Annotated in this window: 18 protein-coding genes; 13 read left to right on the top strand and 5 right to left on the bottom strand. The window is 30.7% G+C overall.

The annotated features are described in order from the left end of the window. Nucleotides 1-94, top strand: a 94-nt coding sequence (locus tag CBD51_003725; protein RPG59176.1) for a T9SS C-terminal target domain-containing protein, incomplete at its 5' end; no start/stop codon positions are given. 47 nt (nucleotides 95-141) lie between these two features. Continuing rightward, nucleotides 142-354, top strand: coding sequence for a DUF2892 domain-containing protein (locus CBD51_003720; protein RPG59175.1), 213 nt, complete (start codon nucleotides 142-144; stop codon nucleotides 352-354). Nucleotides 355-507: 153 nt separating this feature from the next. Here the strand turns inward: CBD51_003720 and glmS are convergent, their stop codons facing one another. From glmS to CBD51_003705, 3 genes are read right to left on the bottom strand one after another with little or no spacing between them, the layout of a single operon-like run. Next, complete coding sequence (gene glmS / locus CBD51_003715; protein RPG59174.1) at nucleotides 508-2346, bottom strand: glutamine--fructose-6-phosphate transaminase (isomerizing); 1839 nt, start codon at nucleotides 2344-2346, stop codon at nucleotides 508-510. A 1-nt stretch (nucleotide 2347) separates the two neighbouring features. After that, complete coding sequence (locus CBD51_003710) at nucleotides 2348-3541, bottom strand: DUF4270 family protein (GenBank protein ID RPG59173.1); 1194 nt, start codon at nucleotides 3539-3541, stop codon at nucleotides 2348-2350. A 4-nt stretch (nucleotides 3542-3545) separates the two neighbouring features. After that, complete coding sequence (locus tag CBD51_003705; protein ID RPG59172.1) at nucleotides 3546-4424, bottom strand: glycogen synthase; 879 nt, start codon at nucleotides 4422-4424, stop codon at nucleotides 3546-3548. 13 nt (nucleotides 4425-4437) lie between these two features. On the opposite strand from CBD51_003705, the gene panC reads away from it, so the two are divergent. From panC to CBD51_003665, 8 genes are all read left to right on the top strand, one after another. After that, nucleotides 4438-5337: a pantoate--beta-alanine ligase gene (gene panC / locus CBD51_003700; GenBank protein ID RPG59171.1), complete on the top strand. Its 900-nt coding sequence runs from the start codon at nucleotides 4438-4440 to the stop codon at nucleotides 5335-5337. 2 nt (nucleotides 5338-5339) lie between these two features. Further along, nucleotides 5340-5690, top strand: coding sequence for an aspartate 1-decarboxylase (locus CBD51_003695; GenBank protein ID RPG59170.1), 351 nt, complete (start codon nucleotides 5340-5342; stop codon nucleotides 5688-5690). Continuing rightward, the gene (locus CBD51_003690) at nucleotides 5687-6643 is read left to right on the top strand and encodes a UPF0104 family protein (GenBank protein RPG59169.1); all 957 of its coding nucleotides are present in this window, start codon (nucleotides 5687-5689) and stop codon (nucleotides 6641-6643) included. The genes CBD51_003695 and CBD51_003690 overlap by 4 nt, the downstream gene beginning before the upstream one ends. Next, a complete protein-coding gene (gene radA / locus CBD51_003685) occupies nucleotides 6639-8015 on the top strand; it encodes a DNA repair protein RadA (GenBank protein ID RPG59168.1) in 1377 nt (458 codons plus the stop codon). The genes CBD51_003690 and radA overlap by 5 nt, the downstream gene beginning before the upstream one ends. 83 nt (nucleotides 8016-8098) lie before the next feature. Continuing rightward, nucleotides 8099-10501, top strand: a complete 2403-nt coding sequence (locus CBD51_003680; GenBank protein ID RPG59167.1) for a PKD domain-containing protein — start codon at nucleotides 8099-8101, stop codon at nucleotides 10499-10501. A gap of 15 nt (nucleotides 10502-10516) precedes the next feature. After that, the gene (locus CBD51_003675; protein RPG59166.1) at nucleotides 10517-12907 is read left to right on the top strand and encodes a hypothetical protein; all 2391 of its coding nucleotides are present in this window, start codon (nucleotides 10517-10519) and stop codon (nucleotides 12905-12907) included. Then, nucleotides 12904-14850, top strand: coding sequence for a PKD domain-containing protein (locus tag CBD51_003670; GenBank protein RPG59165.1), 1947 nt, complete (start codon nucleotides 12904-12906; stop codon nucleotides 14848-14850). Before CBD51_003675 ends, CBD51_003670 begins: the two co-directional genes overlap by 4 nt. A 9-nt stretch (nucleotides 14851-14859) precedes the next feature. Further along, nucleotides 14860-15078, top strand: coding sequence for a hypothetical protein (locus CBD51_003665; GenBank protein ID RPG59164.1), 219 nt, complete (start codon nucleotides 14860-14862; stop codon nucleotides 15076-15078). Between the two features lie 44 nt (nucleotides 15079-15122). On the opposite strand, the gene CBD51_003660 is transcribed toward CBD51_003665, so the two are convergent. Further along, the gene (locus tag CBD51_003660; protein RPG59163.1) at nucleotides 15123-15593 is read right to left on the bottom strand and encodes a GNAT family N-acetyltransferase; all 471 of its coding nucleotides are present in this window, start codon (nucleotides 15591-15593) and stop codon (nucleotides 15123-15125) included. Between the two features lie 14 nt (nucleotides 15594-15607). Between CBD51_003660 and CBD51_003655 the strand changes: the two genes are divergently transcribed. From CBD51_003655 to CBD51_003645, 3 genes are read left to right on the top strand one after another with little or no spacing between them, the layout of a single operon-like run. Beyond that, complete coding sequence (locus CBD51_003655) at nucleotides 15608-16435, top strand: class I SAM-dependent methyltransferase (protein ID RPG59162.1); 828 nt, start codon at nucleotides 15608-15610, stop codon at nucleotides 16433-16435. A 25-nt stretch (nucleotides 16436-16460) separates the two neighbouring features. Beyond that, nucleotides 16461-18806 carry a TonB-dependent receptor gene (locus CBD51_003650; protein RPG59161.1) on the top strand — a complete coding sequence of 782 codons (2346 nt, stop codon included), beginning with the start codon at nucleotides 16461-16463 and terminating at the stop codon, nucleotides 18804-18806. A 3-nt stretch (nucleotides 18807-18809) separates the two neighbouring features. After that, nucleotides 18810-19874, top strand: coding sequence for a DUF4249 family protein (locus CBD51_003645; protein RPG59160.1), 1065 nt, complete (start codon nucleotides 18810-18812; stop codon nucleotides 19872-19874). Nucleotides 19875-19884: 10 nt separating this feature from the next. Here CBD51_003645 and msrA read toward each other — a convergent pair whose 3' ends face one another. Continuing rightward, a complete protein-coding gene (gene msrA, locus CBD51_003640) occupies nucleotides 19885-20412 on the bottom strand; it encodes a peptide-methionine (S)-S-oxide reductase (GenBank protein RPG59177.1) in 528 nt (175 codons plus the stop codon). Between the last annotated feature and the right edge of the window lie 49 nt (nucleotides 20413-20461).

The following is a 20461-nucleotide window of genomic DNA, read 5'->3' as shown; positions in this document are numbered from 1 at the left end:
CTTCCATACAGAAACTTTATACAACGGAGTTTATCTTATCAATATAAACCAACTTAATAATTCCATTACTAAAAAAGTAATCATTAATAAATAATTTTGTGGTTAGATAATTTCTATCTACCAAATAATTAGTTTTATAGTATGAAATTATTTTTAACAAATCAAAACAAATCAGAAAGAATAGTTCGATTTATTATTTCACTATTTTTATTGCCAACTCCTTTTGTACTTGAGTGTACAACCTACTCTATGATTCTTGGAATACTGGGTGTGATTCTATTATTTAACTCAATAGTCGGAACGTGTTATATATATAGAGTATTAGGTGTTAATACATGTAAACTTAATAAGTAAATTATTGGTGCTTATAAGTTCGTGAAGTTTTTTGTAGTATAAAGTATCTATATATAATATCACTGATTTTACCATTTATTTTTTTACCAATTCTTGGTTTTGATAATTCAAAATATACAAGACAAACCTCATCTACAAAACATTAAGTCAATTTCATTCAACCGTAACAGATTTAGCTAAATTTCTTGGCTGATCCACATCACAACCCCTAAGTTTTGCAATTTGATATGATAAAAGTTGTAGTGGGATTGTAGTTAATAATGGGGTTAGGAATTGGTGTGTTTCGGGTATTTTAATTATGTGATCTGCAATTTTTGACATTTTGGAGTCCCCTTCTTTTACAATTGCAATTAATTTACCAGATCTAGCTTTTATTTCTTCTGCGTTAATTAACACTTTATCATAATTAGATTTATCTGTAGCAATTATAACGGTAGGCATATTCTTATCAATTAGAGCTATTGGTCCGTGTTTCATTTCAGCTGCAGGATAGCCTTCAGCATGTATATATGATATCTCTTTTAATTTTAGTGCTCCTTCTAATGCAACAGGAAAACTAATCCCTCTTCCTAAATATAAAAAGTTCTTAGCGTTTTTATACATTTTTGCTAATTGTTTGATGTCAATATGAACATTATTAAGTGTTTCTTTCATTTTTTCACTTATTAAAAAAAGATTTTTTGTAATATCTGTAAAATCTTCGTTTGTAATATTTTTTTTCAATTTGGCTAGAAAAAGAGAAATTAAAATTAGTACAGTTACTTGTGAAGTAAAAGATTTGGTTGATGCAACACCAATCTCAGGACCTGCGTGAGTATAAGTGCCAACTCCGGAAGAACGAGCAATGGACGAGCCAACAACATTACATATTCCGTAAACAAATGCTCCTTTTTGTTTTGCTAATTTTAGCGCAGACAAGGTGTCAGCAGTTTCACCTGATTGGGATATTGCAATAACCATGTCATTTGTTGAAATCAATGGGTCACGATATAAAAATTCTGAGGCATATTCTACTTCGACTGGAATCCTAGAAATGCCTTCAATGAGGTATTCTCCCACAAGTCCAGCATGCCATGAAGTTCCACAAGCAATAATTATAATTTTTTTAACAGTTTTTAGAAAGTTTATATTTTCATTTAGACCTCGAAGTCGTACAAGGTTAAAATCGGAGGAAATTCTGCCCCTAAGTGTTTCAATAATGGCTTGAGGTTGTTCATATATTTCCTTGAGCATAAAAGTTTCATAGTTTCCTTTTTCTATAGCTTTTAATTCAATATTTAACTTTTGAATATATGGAGTCTTACTTTTGTTCTGTATTGTCTTAATTATTATTTCCTCATGACTAATTTCTGCAATTTCATCATCATTTAAATAGATTACATTTTTTGTATATTCCACGAAAGGAGATGGGTCGGAGGCTATGAAATTCTCCTTATTTCCCACACCAATTAAAAGAGGACTGCCTTTTTTTGCAACAATTAATTTTTGAGGATTGTTTTTGTCAATTACAACTAACGAATATGCACCAACAACTTGAGATAAAGCTAATTGGATTGATTTAAATAAATCAGTTTTTTCATTTTTTTGAACTTCTTCAATTAAATTAATTAATACCTCTGTATCGGTTGCGCTATTAAATTTATACCCTCTTTTTATTAATCCTTCTTTAATCGACAAATAGTTTTCAATGACACCGTTATGTATAATTGACAGNTTTTGGTTCATGGACATATGTGGATGNGCNTTTAGATCGGAGGGTGAACCATGAGTTGCCCATCTNGTATGACCGATACAGATATTTGACNCTAAATTATNAGANAATGAGTTTTCAAGAGTTTTAACTTTTCCTGATTTTTTTTGAATAATTAAATTGTTATTTTGAATGTAAGCAATACCTGCAGAGTCATAGCCTCTGTATTCTAATCTTTTTAGTCCTGTAAGGACAATGGGTACAGCATTTTTAGGTCCAATATATCCAACAATCCCACACATTTTAACCTTCTATGAGGATTAAAGTTAGTTTTATAGTTTTATTTAGAATGACTCTATCCGCATTAGATGATCTTTGATATGTATGTAGTCGACATATAGGATTATGGTTTTCTAAAAGTATTTTTTGGATATGTCTAGTAATATCAAATTCATAAGAGTTATCGGAAGATAAAATACCTCCACTTAGCCCTTCAATAGAAATTAAGTTGTTATTAGAGTATTCATAGAGATTAAGTTGCTGCGGGATTTTGAAGTTTTGATTTTCTTCAAACACAGATAATTCTAAGGTTGCATCATTGACGATGAAACCTGAATCCTGATAGTTTTCTAAAAAAGAAAAATCTAGTTCTGAAAAAACCCCTCCCATTGATTGTAGAAATAACAAATTAGTATCTATTGGTAATGATTCATCATAATCATGATTAACGTGATTTAATCTTACACCCGAATTAATAGGAAAGTTAGTTATAACATCTTCGTTTTTATTATTTGTATACTCAATTTGTAAAGTAGCATCTTCACTTGATGAGTTAAGGTAGATAATTGAGCCATTATCGATGATGGGTTGAACATCTAATTTGAACCCATAAAATACTTCGGTAAATGATTCACTATTTAATAATGCTTCAGATGATAGGTTGAGGATTTCATTAAGTCCAAAACTTGTAGGAAGTTGCAGAATTAATGCATTAGAATCTAAAATTTCAGATAAATTAATTAAGTATTCTGCTCCTTCAATTGGTGTTGATTCAAAGTCGTCAGTAGTAAAGTATTGCATATCATTTTCTATATTAATACTTTGGTTTAAAGTTGACAATTTAATATTAAAGTTTGTTGTAGAGTCACCAAAAAATTCAGTTAATGGAAATCTTAATCTAATATTAGATATACTGTTTGCATCAAAAGCTATTTCATTATTAGGTAATGTTATTTGAAAGCAAAATGATGCATTTGTTTGTCCGGAGATAGGGTCAAAGTAGGAACCTAATAAGTTAGTTGATGAGTTTTGAGCATCTAGGCTATCTTCAATTGCAGAAAAAGAAGTAATTTCAACAAGGCTATCAGCAAGAATAAAAACATCGTGTTGATTGTTTATAAGTAAATTTTCACCAATAATCGATTCTTCATTTTCACATGAAAAAAAAAGACATGTACACGACAGAGTAATTATAAAGTAAAAAATACCTTTGTTCATAACTTTACACTAGAGCTTCCGAAAAAAAATTTTGATAAAAATTGTAGTATTCTGTTTCTAATTCAGGTGTTAAAACAGGAGTGTTGTTAGAGTTAAGAATATCCAATAAACTATTGTTTGTGTAATTATTTTCGAACACTATGCCGTCTGAAAATCTTGCAGCAATCTTATATATATTTTCAGAATTAGGTTTTTTTAAGACATCTAAATGGCTTTCAGAGACACCATCAAACTTGATTTTTTCATAAATTTTCTTATTAAGCATTCCTTTGAAAGATTTTTTATAAATCGAGGAGATAATCTTAGTGTTTGCAAAAACCGGATGTTCACTATAAATAGTTTTTAGATACATAGGTAACATTGAAGTAAACCACCCGTGGCAATGTATAATGTCAGGACTCCAACCAAGCATTTGAAGAGTCTCTAATACGCCACGACAAAAGAACATCATGCGCTCATCATTGTCACTTATTAGCTTGTCATCATTATTATGTAGTACATTTTTTCTTTGGAAATACTCATCATTATCAATAAAATATACTTGTAAGCGAGCTTGTGGAACAGACGCAACTTTTACAATCAANGGTTGGTCGATGTCATTTACAACGATATTTACACCTGACAACCTTATGACNTCATGAAGTTGATGTCTTCTTTCGTTAACACATCCGTATTTGGGCATGAATAAACGAACTTCTGTATTTTTATTTTTCTTAACAATTTTGGCCAAATCTAAAACNCTCTGTGCTAGTGTTCCATCTGGAATATATGGTGTAACCTCTTGGGAAACTATTAAAATTCTTTTCTGCATCGACAATCTATCTTTTTTTAATTTAGGAGCTACAAATTTAACAAAATTTGTGGTCTTTTTAAAAAATATCATGCATATTTAGCATATATTATTGATTTGTGTTTTGAAAATAATTAGAAAAAGAAAATACTTAAAAAAGGATCTAAAAGTTTTGAGAACAAAACCAATATCAATTGGTTTTGTTCCTACTATGGGATCTCTTCACAAAGGTCATATCTCTTTGATTCAAAATTCAAAAAGAGATAATGATATTACTATATGTTCGATTTATGTAAATCCAAAGCAATTTAATGATAAAAATGACCTTATTAATTATCCAAAAGATACGATAGGTGATATAAGAAAATTAGAACAGGCCAACTGTGATATATTATTTCTACCATCAGATGAAGAGATATATCCAAGCCAATTCCAAAACATAGAATATGCTTTTACTACTGTTCTAAATGTTTTAGAGGGCCAAAGACGACCGGATCATTTTAATGGGGTTTTAAACGTTATCAAGATTTTATTTGAATTAGTTGAGCCTAATAAGGCTTATTTTGGGGAAAAAGATTATCAGCAATTATGGCTTATTATTTTATTTCAAAAATTATATAATTTCTCACCTACTATTATAGCTGTTGATACAATTAGGGATGAAAATGGTTTAGCTTTAAGTTCTCGTAATCAACATTTAAGTTTGGATCATAAAAAAATATCAATAAATTTATATACTGCACTCAATTTCTTTAAAGAAAATATTGAAGATTGTTTTAAAGAGTCCTCCTCTTTATCCATTAATTCAGCTCAAGTACAAAGAGTAAGATTACGGGTTATCCGCGATATTTTAAGTAATCCATCAATAAAATTGGATTATTTTGAAATAATTGAATTGGAAAATTTTAGCTTTGTGAGTAATTTACATCGTAATANAAAATATCGTGTTTTAATTGCCGCATATGTAGGGAAAATTCGATTAATTGATAATATCTCAATCAACTAAATATGTTAGTACAAATANTGAAATCAAAAATACATCGTGTTACAATCACAGAAGCNAATATTGATTATATAGGTAGTATTACTATAGATCCCGCTTTAATTAAGGCTGCTAACATGATTCCTGGAGAGAAGGTTCAAGTATTAAATCTCACGAATGGTGAAAGGNTAGAAACTTATGTGATCGAAGGTCAAAAAGAAGGACAAATAGGTATAAATGGGCCTGCAGCACTTAAAATGCAAGTTGGTCACAAGGTTATTGTGGTGGCATATGCATTTTTGGAGGAAGGATTAGCTAAAAGTTACTCGCCTACTATCATTTTCCCAAATGAGGAAACTAATTTAATTAATAAATGAAACAATTAATCCAATATTTTAAACCAGCGGTATTTTTATTGTTAGGCTTATTTTTATTATGGGTTTCGTTGAAAGACATTGATTTATTAGTATTTAACAATACCTTGAAGGAGATACCACTTAAGTGGGTTTTTTTATCAATGCTACTAGGGTATTTAGCGTTTATATTTAGAGGTTTAAGGTGGTATTTATTGATTGAGCCCTTGGGTTATAATCCTCGAAAATCTTATTTAGTTCAAGCTATTGCCTTTGGTTACTTATTTAATTCTTTCATTCCAAGAAGCGGAGAACTTGTTAGGTGTACTGCTTTGAATAAAATAACCGATATACCTGTTTCTTCTTTATTTGGTCATGTTTTACTAGAGCGTGTAATTGACTTTATTATATTAGGGCTTTGCATTGGTTTGTCCTTTGTTTTAAATCACGATAAATTTCTTATTTTTTCTCAGGATTTTTCCTTTCCTCTAATTTATGTTTTATTCTTCTTAATTATTCTTTTTTTTGTATTTGCTTTAATTAAGTCACGGAAGTTTTTATTTAGGCAAAATCATCTTGATAGGATTGACTCGTTTTTCAGGGGATTAAAAAACGGTTTTTTGTCATTCAAAACAATTAAAAATAAATTTCTATTTTTAATATATACAATTTTGATTTGGACATGTTATTTATTTATGACGGTTGTTTGTTTTTTATGTTTTGATGAATTAAAAGACTTAACATTAAGCGAGGGATTATTTGTTATGGTTGCTGGTGGTCTCGGTATGGTTGTACCTACACCAACGGGAATAGGTTCATATCATTATTTGGTTATTAAGGCGTTAGCAGCAATTGGTATAGCTTATGAGACTGCAGGTTTTTTTGCTCTAATTGTTCATAGTTCACAGGCTATTATGATACTAGTGTCAGGTGCAATTGCAATGTTAATACTTTATAGACATAAAAAAAATAATTAAAATGAGTAAGTCAAGTTTTTATTGCAATAGTTGTGGTTATGAAGCTGCTAAGTGGCTAGGTAAATGTCCCGCATGCAAACAATGGAATACGTTTGTTGAAGAGATAAAATCTTCAACAAAACAAAAAAAATTATTTAGTATTTCTTCACCATCCTCTAAGGCTACTTTAATTCAAGATATTAAAAACGAATCTTCAATAAAGACTTCTACTTCAGATGCTGAGTTAGATGTTGTACTAGGTGGCGGTATCGTGGCGGGATCAGTTATTTTATTAGCTGGCGAGCCTGGTATTGGAAAGTCTACTCTTTTACTTCAAATTGCGTTGCTTCATAAAAGTAACACATTGTATGTTTCAGGTGAAGAAGCTTTAACTCAAATTAAAATGAGAGCGGATCGTCTAGGAATTAAAAATCAATATTGTCATGTATTTAGTGAAACCTTAACTATAAAAATTATTAATCATTGTAATCAAATGGTTAATGAGAAAAATGCATATAAACTAATTATTATTGATTCAATACAGACCTTAATTAGTGATTCGATTGATTCCCCTATAGGATCTGTTAGTCAGATTAAACAATGTTGTTCGGAATTGGTTCAATATGCAAAACAAACAAACACACCAATTATTTTAATTGGCCACATAACTAAAGAGGGCCAAATTGCCGGGCCAAAGATTTTAGAACATATGGTTGATGTTGTCTTAAATTTTGAAGGAGAAAAAACACATTTATATAGAATTCTTAGGGCTTCCAAAAACAGATATGGATCTACATCTAAAGTAGGTGTTTATGAAATGGTTGAGGCTGGTTTGAAACAAGTACTAAATCCTTCTACAATTTTAATGACCGATGGTGAACAACAAATGAGTGGAACATCAATTGCTTCTACTTTTGAAGGTCAGAAGACATTTTTAGTTGAAGTTCAGGCGTTAGTGTCACCAGCTGTATATGGAACCCCTCAAAGATCTGTAAATGGATTTAACCTAAAGAGATTGAATATTCTGTTAGCAGTATTAGAAAAAAAATGTGGATTTAAAATAAGTTCTCAAGATGTTTTTTTAAATATAGCTGGTGGCATTAAAGTCTCAGATCCATCCATGGACCTAGCAATTATAGCTTCTATTCTGTCCTCAAATGAGGACTTTATTATTAGTTCAAAGATATGCTTTGCAGGTGAAGTGGGTCTAAATGGTGAAATTAGACCTATACCTAGAATTGAAAACCATATTCAAGAAGCCGATCGGATAGGATTTAAAAGTATAGTGATTTCATCTAAAAACAAACTCATTCATACTCCCGAGAAGATCAATATTGTTAAGTGCAATAAAGTAATGGACCTATATACACATCTAGCTAATTTAAAGCAATAAAAACCGATAGACTATTTATATATATATTTTACTAAATTTTAGTATATTTGTGTTCAATCATTTACAGATTTAACTCAAAAAATATGAATAAATATATTTACTTGTTGGCGGCATTTTTATTTTTCAATTGCTTTTTAATTGCTCAAATCGAGGAAAGAAAGTATTGTGGAACTGATAAATTAATGCAAGATGCATTGTCTGACCCAGAAAAGAAACAGGTATTAGATCAGTTGGAAATTTTCACTAAGGAATTTATTTCAAACCTTGATCGCAGTAGACAATCAGAGTCTTACATCATACCAGTAGTTGTTCATGTCATTCATGATTTTGAAGAAGAAAATATTAGTTATGAGCAAATCGATAATGGGATTGCAAGAATTAACGAAGATTTTAATGGTCTAAATGATGATTTATCGGAAGTTATTGATCACTTTACGAATAGAATAGGTTTCCCTGGTATGGAATTTAGATTAGCCACAAAAGATCCTGATGGAAATTGTACATATGGAGTTACTAAAACTGCATCCCCTTGGACTGAAAATTCTGGTTCAAAAGTAATGCAGTTAGCTAATTGGGATGACAAAAAATATGTAAATATTTATGTGGTTAAAACTTTTGATGAAAGCATGTCATCAGCTGCTGCTTATGCTACTAAACCGGGAAGTGGGAGTAGTGAATATGGGGATTATATTTTTTGTAGATATGATTATTTTGGTGATTGGAATACAGCTAGCGATAGCGGTCCAACAGATTATAATTGGGCTAGACATACTCTTCCTCATGAAATGGGGCACTTTTTTAATTTAGACCACCCTTGGGGTGGAAGTAATAGCCCGGGTGATGTTGATTTAAATTGTTCAATTGATGATGGTGTTGAAGACACTCCATGGACTATTGGAACTGATGGAAATGATGTTGGTTGTCCGCTAGATCAAAATACTTGTATGGATCTAGCTCCGTCGCCACTTTTCCCAAATGACACAATAGATAATGTCCAAAATATTATGGATTATTCATCTTGCGCGCATATGTTTACACAAGGTCAGTCTGAAAGAATGTTAGCAGCAGCTAACAGTTTAGCTGGTAATAGATGGTATTTATGGCAACCAGATAATTTAGTTGCTACCGGAACAGACAATGAAAGTTGGAATAATACTCCATATGCAGATTGCACTCCTATTCCTGATTTTACAACCTTGAATGATATTACCCTAGGTTGTCCTGGAAGCTCTATTAATTTTCAAGATTTTACATACAATTACAGAACCGAAAATATTACTTATAATTGGACTTTTGAAGGTGGATCGCCTGAAATTTCAAGTTTAAAAAACCCAACGGTAGAGTATTTTTTACCAGGCACCTATGATGTTACCTTATCTGCTTGTAATGGAGACTTATGTAGAGATACTACTATGGTAGATTATATTACCATTTTATCAGAGACAAATGTATTAGCTGAAGCTGGATTTTCTCAGAGTTTTGAATCTGCTGATTTTCCTAATTTAGATTCTGAAGTTTGGTGGGGAGGTAATTCACATAATGAACTGCATTGGGAACGAACAGAAGATGCTGCAAATGTAGGAAACTCATCATTAAGAATAAAGAGTCAAAATTATAATTTTCAGCGTGAATCGCATGCATTTTCATCTCCAGAACTAAACATCTCTGAATTTGCCCCTGACGGCACAGGCGTTGCTGATTTATGGATTTCATTTGATTATGCATACGCAAGAAGGCTACCATATACTGCAGCAGCACAAGATGATGATGGTTTTGTAGTTGACACTTTCTCAATTCATCATGATGAACTGATAATATCTTATAAAAGTTGTTCTCAAAATACTTGGAAAGAAAGACCTAGATTATCTACAAGACCGGGTGTTCAAGGTGATTATTTAAGTCTTCAAGAAAGTCTTATTACTACAGATAAAATATATTTTAATTCATTTAACCCTCAACCAGGTTTAGTTGAGGATGGAGGAGAATGGAAGAAATATAAAATGAGTTTAGCTATTCAACAGTCAGCTATAATCGATGACCCTTCAATAATTGTTAAGTTTGAATTTAAAGGGACCGGTGAAGATCAGTATTCTTTTCATTTAGTTGATATGGGGCCTATGGGATATGACTATATTGAGGCCAGCTCTATTGGAGGCAATTGGTTGTATATAGATAATATACAAATTGGAACACAAGATCAAGTTTCAAGTACGAGAACTACCAACACTACTGATTTATTAGTTATTCCTAATCCTACTGTTTTAGGTAGTGGAATTGTTTCATTTGATTTATTAAAAGACGAAAATATTTCAATCACATTAACAAATTTATTAGGTACAAGATTGGATGTGAAGCAATTAAGTTTAGAATCAGGACATCATGATTTACAAATCTCAGATTTGTTTAGTATCAATAAAAAAGGTTCTTATATAATATCTATTCAAGGAGTTGAGTCTCGTGCGTCAGAGATGATTATAATTAGATAAGGTTGTGTTGTTAATATGAAAAGAATAGTAATCACACTATTAACAGTATTTTCTTGTTTTAATTACTTTTTTGGTCAGGTTGACAGATGCTCAACTGATAAAATGGTTCAGCAAGAATTACTATTGAATCCAGACAAACAAGTTATATTAAATCAACTGGAATCATTTACACAGGAATTTGTTAAAAATTATAATGCAGGAAGAATTGTAGATACAACATATATTATTCCTGTAGTTGTGCATGTTATTCACCTTAATGGTCCTGAACGAATTGACATGGTTCAAATTGAATCTGCTATTCAAAGTATGAATGATGATTTTAATTTACTCAATGATGATTTAATTGACAGTAATGGGGACTTTCTTCCTTCCACAACAACAAATAATATTGACACCTTAAGCATTTTTGTTCCTCAATCTGTTAATGGATCAATAGATTGGATGGTTCAAAATAATGTTTCAGTAAAAAAAAATGACACCTTATGTGTAGTCAATAATAATAACATTTCCACTGCTATAATTGCTGATGCAACTAACAACTATTTTAGCGGTGGTATTATTAATTTATTATATGATCCGCAAAGTATTGTTGAAAGTGGGGATTTAATTGCCCAAATAATTACTACTGAGGCTAGAGGTTTTGAGGACATAGTTGCTGACATTGGCATCGAATTTAGGCTTGCCACAAAAGATCCACAAGGCAACTGTACAACTGGTGTTACTTATCATGAGTCGAGTCTTACGTTAGCTGGTGGAGAAAATGTGAAGGATGATACTTATTGGGACAATGATATGTATTTAAATATTTGGACTGTTGCTAATGTTGCNAGTGGTGCAGCAGCATATGCTTATTATCCTGGTTCTGCGCCAACGAATCATGAGGGCATACTATGTCAGCATGATTATTTTGGCACTACGGGTACCTCTAGTAATAATAATTGGCAACGTCACACTATGTCTCATGAAGCAGGGCACTATTTTAATCTTCCTCATCCATGGGGAAGTACCAATGACCCCTCTTTAGAAACAAATTGTGATACTGATGATAGTGTTGATGACACTCCTAACACAATTGGTGCATCAGGCTGTTATTCTTATGAATCACAGGTTTCATGTGGATCTTTGGATAATGTCGCAAATATAATGGATTATACTAATTGTGCATATATGTTTAGTAAAGGTCAAAGAGCAAGAATGATAGCTGCTTTAAATTCTAATTCAGGTGCAAGAAATAATTTATGGTCATCTGAGAATTTAGAACTTACAGGAACAAATGATGCCTACTATTTCTCTCAACCTTATGCAGACTGTATACCTGTTCCAGCTTTTACAATAGAGGGAGATAATTTTGGGTCTCTTGGACAAAATGGTTTTTCTGTGTTATTTAAAAATCAGACATATAATACAGTTCAGGGTGAAGTATCTTATGAGTGGTCTTTTCCTGGGGCTACACCATCTACTTCAAGCTTACAAAGCCCCTCAGTCACATATGATGTTTCAGGTCAACATGATGTTATTTTAAAGGTTTCTAATAATAATGGCAGTGTTGAATTAGTAAAAGAAAATTATATAACTGTTTTAGAAAAAATTAGTTCCCCTTTAATAGAAGATTTTGAAAGTGTTGACTTTCCAAGTAATGCAGGCTTAGATAAGCCTAATTGGTACATATTAGATGAATTTCCTACTGAAACAAATTGGAAAAAAAATGATTTTGCGTCTTTTGATGGTAATCAGTCAATCAGAATTAGAAGTAAGGATTATAGCGAAGGATTTGATAATGTTAAGCAAATAATATGGTTACCAGAAATTGATTGTAGTCAAGCATCTGAAGGCGAAGATTTTAAATTATGTTTTAATATATCATATGCAAAACGTTTACCTTATACTGACTTATATGGAAACAGCGTCATTCCAGATACTCTGTGGATTCAAACAAGACGTAATTATGGGATTTGGATTAATAGGCCTAATCCATACAACCCTCTTACGACAGATGATTTAGTTTCCAATCAAAATACATATTTTAATAATTATGTACCTATTGATTCTACTGATTGGAAAGAAATATGCTTAGACTTTAATTTCGCTAGAGGTTCTTCGAGCTTAATGATAAAGTTTGAGTTTCAAGGAAAGGGTTATTTACAAAGTGACACTTTAATTACAACAAATGTTGGAGGTGAATATATTTCCAATAACTTAGGCGGGAATTGGCTATATATTGATAATGTACGTATAGGATCTTTGCAGGATATAGAAAATAGAATTGATGTTACTGGCGAGAGTGATGAACTATACAATTATAGAATTTTTGATCTGTACGGAAGAGAATACTATGAAGAACATTCTTTAAAAAATGGTATATATTTTAAGAATGGACAATTAGTTTTTATAAAAGGAGAATTATGAGATTTATTTTTATAGTTATTCTTTTTATATTTCAATCTAGTATTATATTAAGCCAAGTTTTGCCAATTTGTGGTACTGATAAGGTAATGAAAAAATATATTCATTCGGATCATTTTAAAAATCAACAAGCAAGAATCTCTGAAGCAGTCAATAGAAATCGAATGTTTAATACAAAGATCATTCCTATTGTATTTCATATTATACACGATGGCCACCCAATAGGGGAAGATGAAAATGTTTCAGTCGCCCAAATAGAAAATGCAGTTAGTATCTTAAATGAAGATTATAATACTCTCAATCAGGATTTAGAGAATGTTGTTAGTGAGTTTCAAAATATAATTGGTGATGCAAATATTGAATTTAGGCTTGCTAAATTAGACCCAAATGGTAATTGCACTAATGGCATTAATAGAATTTTGTCAAATATGACTAATCAAGCCAATGATTGTATAAAAGAATTAATTGCGTGGGATGATTCTAAGTATGTAAACATCTGGGTCGTAGAAGATATAGATAATTCAATAGGTGCAGCTGCATATACATATTTACCAGGCTCTTTATGGGACGATGAGGCAGAAGGAATAATCATCAATCATGAATATTTAGGAAGTATAGGTTCATCAAGTAATACTCCATATAAAAGACATACTTTAAGCCATGAATTTGGACATTATTTTAATTTACAACATACNTGGGGGTGGAGTTCAAATGGAGAAGCTGAGAATTGTTCTTATGATGATGATGTTAGTGATACCCCTAATACAATTGGAGCTTATTCAACATGTAATTTGTCTCAGCAAACTTGTGGTAGTTTAGATAATATTCAAAATTTCATGGATTATTCTTCTTGTACTTGTATGTTTACTGCTGGACAAGTTAATAGAATGCAGAACTGTTTAAATTCATCAGTTTCTCAAAGAAATAATCTTTGGACAAACAGTAACCTTTGGGCTACAGGTACACATGATAATTATAACGCTGAAGCATGTATTCCTAATATAGATTTTTTTACTTCCCATGTAGATAGAATATGTATAAATACACCAATTACATTTATAAACACATCAGAAAGCTTGGGTTCAAATGCAGTTTTTAACTGGTCTTTTCCTGGTGCTGAAATTGAGTATTCTTCTGAGGAAAATCCTACCATAAACTATACAGCTTCAGGTGAATATCAGGTTACATTAAATATTATATCTGCTGGTGGGGAAAACACAGTGACAAAAAATTATTTTGTATATGAACCTCCTATGAGTCTAAATGAAAGTTTTTCAAATACTCAATTCCCAGTAAATCCAGATCCTAGTTTGTCTTGGACTATTCAAAATCCAACAAATGAAACAACTTGGATTAGAAGCCCTCTTTCAGCGAATTCTAATACAGGATCAGTAAGAATAAGGAGTAGGTATTTTGAGTGTAATCAAAAACATTATTTATATACACCCACTTTAAACTTAAATAATTNTGGTTTGGGAATAGGTGANCCTCTTAAATTATTATTTGATTTAGCATATGGTCAAAGAAATAATCAATCTGATGATTTATTGGTAATCTCTTATTCTAAAGACTGTGGTAATACATGGCAAGAAAGAGCTTCTTGGGATACCCCAGAATTAATTACAACTAATGGTGGTAATGTTGGTAATAATTTCACTCCTAATCAAAATGAATGGTTAGAGAAATCTGTTAATATTCAATCAGCTGCAGAACAAAGTGATGTAATAATTAGATTTGAATTTAGTGGTGAAAGAGGAGGGTATCTATATATAGATAATGTAACACTCTCTGGAGAATGGATAAGTATAAATGAATTGAGTCCTTTAAGTTCAAGTCGAAAAGTTGTTAAACGGATAGATTTATTAGGNAGAGACAATATAAATAGTTTATTATATTTTGAAATATATAATACTGGGGAAGTTGACAAAAAATATAATTTAAGATAAATCTAATTTATGGACTATGTTTATTTCTGTCAAATAAATAATTTTGATTTAGTTCTTGTTGAAGAAATTCTAATTGCTAATAAAATTAAATTTTTGATCAAAAATTTACATGAATCCTCTTTGTCAGCTGGATGGGTGAGTCCAGGTGCAGTATTTAATGAAAAGATTATTTATTTAGAAAAGGAGAAAATAGAATTAGCCAAACGACTACTAAAAAACAACTTATAATACTTATACTATCACGTAGCTTAATCATCTGTTAAATAAAGCAATTATACTGTAAATGAGTCTATTTGAGTTTGTATTAATTTACCATCTAGCCACTTATTATCGATATGCGCATTATATTTTTTGTAAAAGTTAATAGCTGGTTGGTTCCAGTCTAAAACTTGCCACATCACTCTTTTCATTTTTTTTGATTTTGCCGTACGTATAACTTCATTAAACAATTTACTTCCAATGCCGGATTTTCGGTATTTTTCACGTACTATAAGGTCTTCTAAAAATAAGCATTTCCCTTTCCAAGTTGAGTACTTAGTATAATATAAAGCCATCCCAACAATTTGATTATTTTTTTCTGCTACAATAAATGAAAAAACAGATTTATTGCCAAATCCGTCATTTTCTAATTGTGTTAAGTTGATATCAACTTCAGATATAGCTTTTTCATAATCAGCCAACTCTTTAATTAAATCAAGTATAAATGGCAAGTCACTTTTTATTCCTTTTCTAATCTTTATCATTATATTTATTTAATATGATTTTGTCAAAAATAAAAAAACACTTTTTTTTATTTTTAGTTCGTCTAAAACAAAAAAAAACAATTAAGAGTCTTTTGGCACAAGACAACAATTTATTGAATCTTATTGTTGAGTCATTTTTAAAATTAAAGAAAAATAATTTATCTGATTCAGAAATTAAAATTTTTAAATCATGCGAATACTATAGAACTCTATTGTTGAATGACCATAGATCTATTTCCTTTGCAGTATTTGGATCAAATAAAACTATGTTGGTTAAAGATATTTGTAACAAGGCAGCATCGAAGCCTATTTGGGCACAATTTTTATATTTAATTACAAAAAATTTTTCAAATCCTCAATTTTTAGAAATTGGCACTAATCTAGGAGTATCTGGCACATATATATTAGAGGCATTAAAGGATAAAAAAAATAGTAAATTTTTTACTATGGAGGGAATTCCCCAGTTATGTGAAATAGCTGACAATCAGTTTTCTAGGATTTGCAGTAACTCAAAATATAAAATATATAAAGGGTTATATAAGAATACATTTTCAGAATTAATAAAAGACAATAATAATTTCAATATCATTTTTATTGATGGTAATCACAAGAAAGACCCAACTGTTCAGTATTTTTCTGAACTACAGAACAAGTTATCATCTAAAGCAATAATTATTTTTGATGATATTAATTGGAATTCTGAAATGCAAGAAGCATGGCACATTGTTAAATCATATAAAAATGTTACTTATTCTATAGATATGTTTAAATTTGGCTTACTTATTGTAGATAATACTAAGGTTAGTAAAAAGTCAGATTACTATTTACATTTAGCTTATTAATTATTTAAAAACTCTTTATATAAGAATGAAAAAATTACTTTTATTATTATTTCCTTTTATTCTTTTTTCTCAAAATGAACAATTCTACACTTTAAGTGGATATATATCCGATGTAAATAATGGTGAGAGTTTAATAGGTGTTAATATTGTTGTTGATAGTTTAAGTGTTGGAACTACATCTAACAGCTATGGGTTTTATAGTTTAACACTACCCAAAGGGATATATGATATTAGATATACTTATATTGGTTATACTACAAAAGTTATCAATTTTAATTTTAATAGGAGCATTAGTAGTGATATAGAGTTGTCAATTACAAATGAAGAATTAGATGAAGTATTATTGTCTAGTGAAAAAAATATTGTAGAAAAAACACAAACATCAGAAGTTACGATTCCTATAAAACAAATTTTTAAAATACCAGCTTTATTGGGCGAGGTTGATGTTTTAAAAGCAATTCAACTTTTACCGGGTGTGCAAAGCAGCGAGGGAACATCGGGTTTTTATGTCAGGGGAGGAGGCCCTGATCAAAATTTAATTTTATTAGATGGTGTGCCAGTTTATAATGCATCTCATTTAGGAGGTTTGTTCTCAGTTTTTAATCCTGATGCTATTAAAAATGTTAATCTAATTAAAGGAGGGTTCCCAGCTAGATTTGGAGGTAGGTTATCATCAGTTTTAGAAATTAATATGAAGGAAGGAAATATGAAAAAGATTAAAGGTGATATGACTTTGGGTCTTATTTCCTCTAAATTAACAATTGAGGGACCAATTAAAATTAATAAAACTTCATTTATTGTGTCTGCCAGACGTACTTATGCAGATTTATTAGTTAAGCCATTCATTCCTGAAAATACTTCTCTCAGCATGTATTTTTATGATTTAAACATGAAAATTAATCATAAACTGTCTCATAAAGACAGGTTGTTTTTAAGTAGTTATATTGGCAGAGATCAATTTGGGGTTGATTATGAAGAAGGTGAGTCAGATTATTCAGATATATTAAATTTTGGTTTAGGATATGGTAATATCACTTCTACATTAAGATGGAATCATTTATTTAATGATAAGCTTTTTAGTAACACAACTTTAACCTACAGTAGATATGCCTTCAATACTGATTTTGGTTTGAACTCTAATTATAGTTCAAGTAGCGGTAATGAGAGTTATGAAATTGGATTTGGTTATATATCGGGCATTGAGGATTATGCAGCTAGAATTGATTTTGATTATTCTCCTAATCCAAAACATAATTTAAAATTTGGTTATTCTTATACTCATCATTATTTTTTCCCAGGAGAAACCAGTTTGAACTTAAATTTTGAAACAAATGACACACTTGAAAGTTTATCTTTAGACACCATATTAAATTTTTCAGAAAATGTGAATGTACATGAGATGTTTTTTTATATAGAAGACAACATAAAATTATCAAATAGATTAAAAGCAAATGTTGGTTTACATTTAGGCTATTATTCAATTGATAAAATATCAATACAGCCTAGGTTGTCAGCAAGGTATTTGATTGATAAAAATTGGTCTATAAAATTATCTTATGCAGAAATGAAACAAAATATTCATTTATTATCGAATTCTTCTGTTGGATTCCCAAGCGACTTATGGTTACCAGCTATTGATAGTGTTCCTCCTCAATCTTCTAGACAAATAGCAGGTAGTATTAATACTACACTAAAAGATGGTCAATACGAATTGAGTTTAGAAGGATATTATAAAACCATGTCGAATTTAATAACTTACAAAGCAGGATATTCGAATTTACAAAGTACAGATAGTTGGGATAATGCAATTGAAACTGGAGGCAACGGAGAATCTTATGGCTTGGAATTATTTTTGCAGAAAAAAACAGGTCAAACAACAGGTTGGATAGGCTATACATTATCATGGACTAATCGACAATTTGATAATATTAATTTTGGTGAATGGTATCCTTACAAGTATGATAGGCGTCATGATATTTCAGTGATATTAAGTCATCGTATTAATGATAAATGGGATGTGTCCTTTACGTGGGCATACGGAACAGGTAATGCTATTACCTTCCCGCAAGCCATGTACCTTTCTAACCCTAGTGTAAATTGGAATGGAAGTCCTGTTATTAGTTTAGTTGAATCCTACGGCGATAGAAATTCAACTAGAATGAGTGCATATCATAGATTGGATGTGGGTTTTACTCATCGAAAGCAAAAAACAAAATATGAAAGATTAATTTCATTTGGAGCATATAATGCCTACAATCGTAAAAATCCATTTTTTGCTTACTTAGCTTTTGATGATAACGGAGATAGAGTAGCAAGACAAGTCTCATTATTTCCTATAATTCCTTCAATTTCATATCGATTTAAATTTTAAACTATGAACAAAAATTGCTTTAGTATACTTTTTTTATTATTAATTTTTTCTTGTGAAAACATGGAAACGGTCGTTGATTTAGATGTCCCTGAGACCCCTCCAGTATTAGTGCTAAATGCTATGTTAGATACAGATGAGCCGGTTAAACTTTTAATTTCTCATTCTGTCGGTGCTTTTTCACGAGAATTACCTAGTTGCATTAGTGATGCCGAAGTTTTATTATATGAAAACAATCAGCTAGTTGATACCCTACAAGTCAATTTAGATAGTTTGATTAATTATTATGTTTATGCTGATGATATGTGGGATTCTATTCCAATGAATTATTATGAGTCTGATCTCATTCCTAATAAAAATACTAATTATAAAGTTGAAGCCTCTCATTCGAGTTATCCACCAATAACTGCTTCAACATATATATCTGACGATCTTGAAGTAGATTACGAAGTAGAAATTGATGTCACGGGCAGTCCTGATGAGTTTATTAATAATGATAATGGAACACCTAATGATGATTCGGATGATTTCAAAGAATATAATCCTAATTTTAATCCTAATTTTGGTGGTTTAAATGGTGTTGAGTTAAATTTTGATGACAATCCTAGCCAAGATAATTTTTATAGATTAAAAATTTATTCATCTTGTTTTAAAGAGTGGGAAACAGAAAATGGGGACATTGAGCTAGATTATTTTAGGGGATATTTAGAGATGATGTCTAATGATCCTTCATTTGAAAGCAGTTTAGGGTCTTTAATAGAGGGGTATTCTTTCATGGGAAATCAGGTCGTTTTTTCGGATGCATTATTTAATGGTCAAGAGAAAAATATTATGTTAGACATTGACTCAAAAGGTTGGAGATATGAAAACTGTGATACAGTAAGAATTCAATTTTCTATATTTAGTTCCGATACTTACTCATATTACAACTCACTAAATAATCATAGGCAAATTAGTATTTTTGGTGGTGAGGTTATTCCAGTGTATTCTAATGTGGAAAATGGACTTGGATCTCTTATTTCAATTAATGATCAGATTCTTCAGATTAAGCCACCTGTTGAGTTTGAATAGATAAAGACGGTTATTTTTCATAGTATTTTTTCAGCTCCTTTTTTAATTTTTGAATTTTGGGTTCAATTATAATTGCGCAATAAGGTTGGGTAGAGTTGAATTGAAAATAATCTTGATGGTACTGTTCAGCTGAATAAAATTTCACTAGGGGCTGTAGTTCAGTAACAATATGGTTATATATATTTTTATCTTGTAATTTCTCCATATAACTTAAAGCCTTTTCTTTTTCAGTATTATTTGAATAAAAAATGATGGATCTATATTGTGGTCCAATGTCATTCCCTTGTTTATTTAAAGTAGTTGGGTCATGTGCTAGAAAAAAAACTTTTAACAATGTTTCATATGAAATTTCTTTGGGATTATACCTGATTTTACATATTTCAGCGTGTTTGGTTGTGCCACTTGAAACAGCCTTGTAGTGGGCATTCTGTTTACTCCCTCCAGAATAGCCGCTAGTGACTTTTGAGACACCTTTCAAACCATCAAATGATGCTTCAATGCACCAAAAACAACCTCCTCCAAAATATGCATATTCAATACTAGATTCGTTAGTCATGAGGAATAATTTTATTAAAATTAATATATAC

Source organism: Flavobacteriales bacterium TMED191 (assembly GCA_002171975.2).
Taxonomy (GTDB): Bacteria; Bacteroidota; Bacteroidia; order Flavobacteriales; family TMED113.
The sequence above is the reverse complement of the archived record's forward strand: the minus strand, read 5'-3'. Positions and strand labels throughout refer to the sequence as shown.

What these genes read in the sequence shown, in the direction of transcription:
- CBD51_003645 (RPG59160.1), top strand. Translation starts at nt 18,810, where the DNA reads ATGAACAAAAATTGCTTTAGTATACTTTTTTTATTATTAATTTTTTCT.
- CBD51_003655 (RPG59162.1), top strand. Translation starts at nt 15,608, where the DNA reads ATGATTTTGTCAAAAATAAAAAAACACTTTTTTTTATTTTTAGTTCGT.
- CBD51_003660 (RPG59163.1), bottom strand. Translation starts at nt 15,593, where the DNA reads ATGATAAAGATTAGAAAAGGAATAAAAAGTGACTTGCCATTTATACTT.
- CBD51_003650 (RPG59161.1), top strand. Translation starts at nt 16,461, where the DNA reads ATGAAAAAATTACTTTTATTATTATTTCCTTTTATTCTTTTTTCTCAA.
- CBD51_003680 (RPG59167.1), top strand. Translation starts at nt 8,099, where the DNA reads ATGAATAAATATATTTACTTGTTGGCGGCATTTTTATTTTTCAATTGC.
- CBD51_003690 (RPG59169.1), top strand. Translation starts at nt 5,687, where the DNA reads ATGAAACAATTAATCCAATATTTTAAACCAGCGGTATTTTTATTGTTA.
- CBD51_003720 (RPG59175.1), top strand. Translation starts at nt 142, where the DNA reads ATGAAATTATTTTTAACAAATCAAAACAAATCAGAAAGAATAGTTCGA.
- CBD51_003710 (RPG59173.1), bottom strand. Translation starts at nt 3,541, where the DNA reads ATGAACAAAGGTATTTTTTACTTTATAATTACTCTGTCGTGTACATGT.
- CBD51_003665 (RPG59164.1), top strand. Translation starts at nt 14,860, where the DNA reads ATGGACTATGTTTATTTCTGTCAAATAAATAATTTTGATTTAGTTCTT.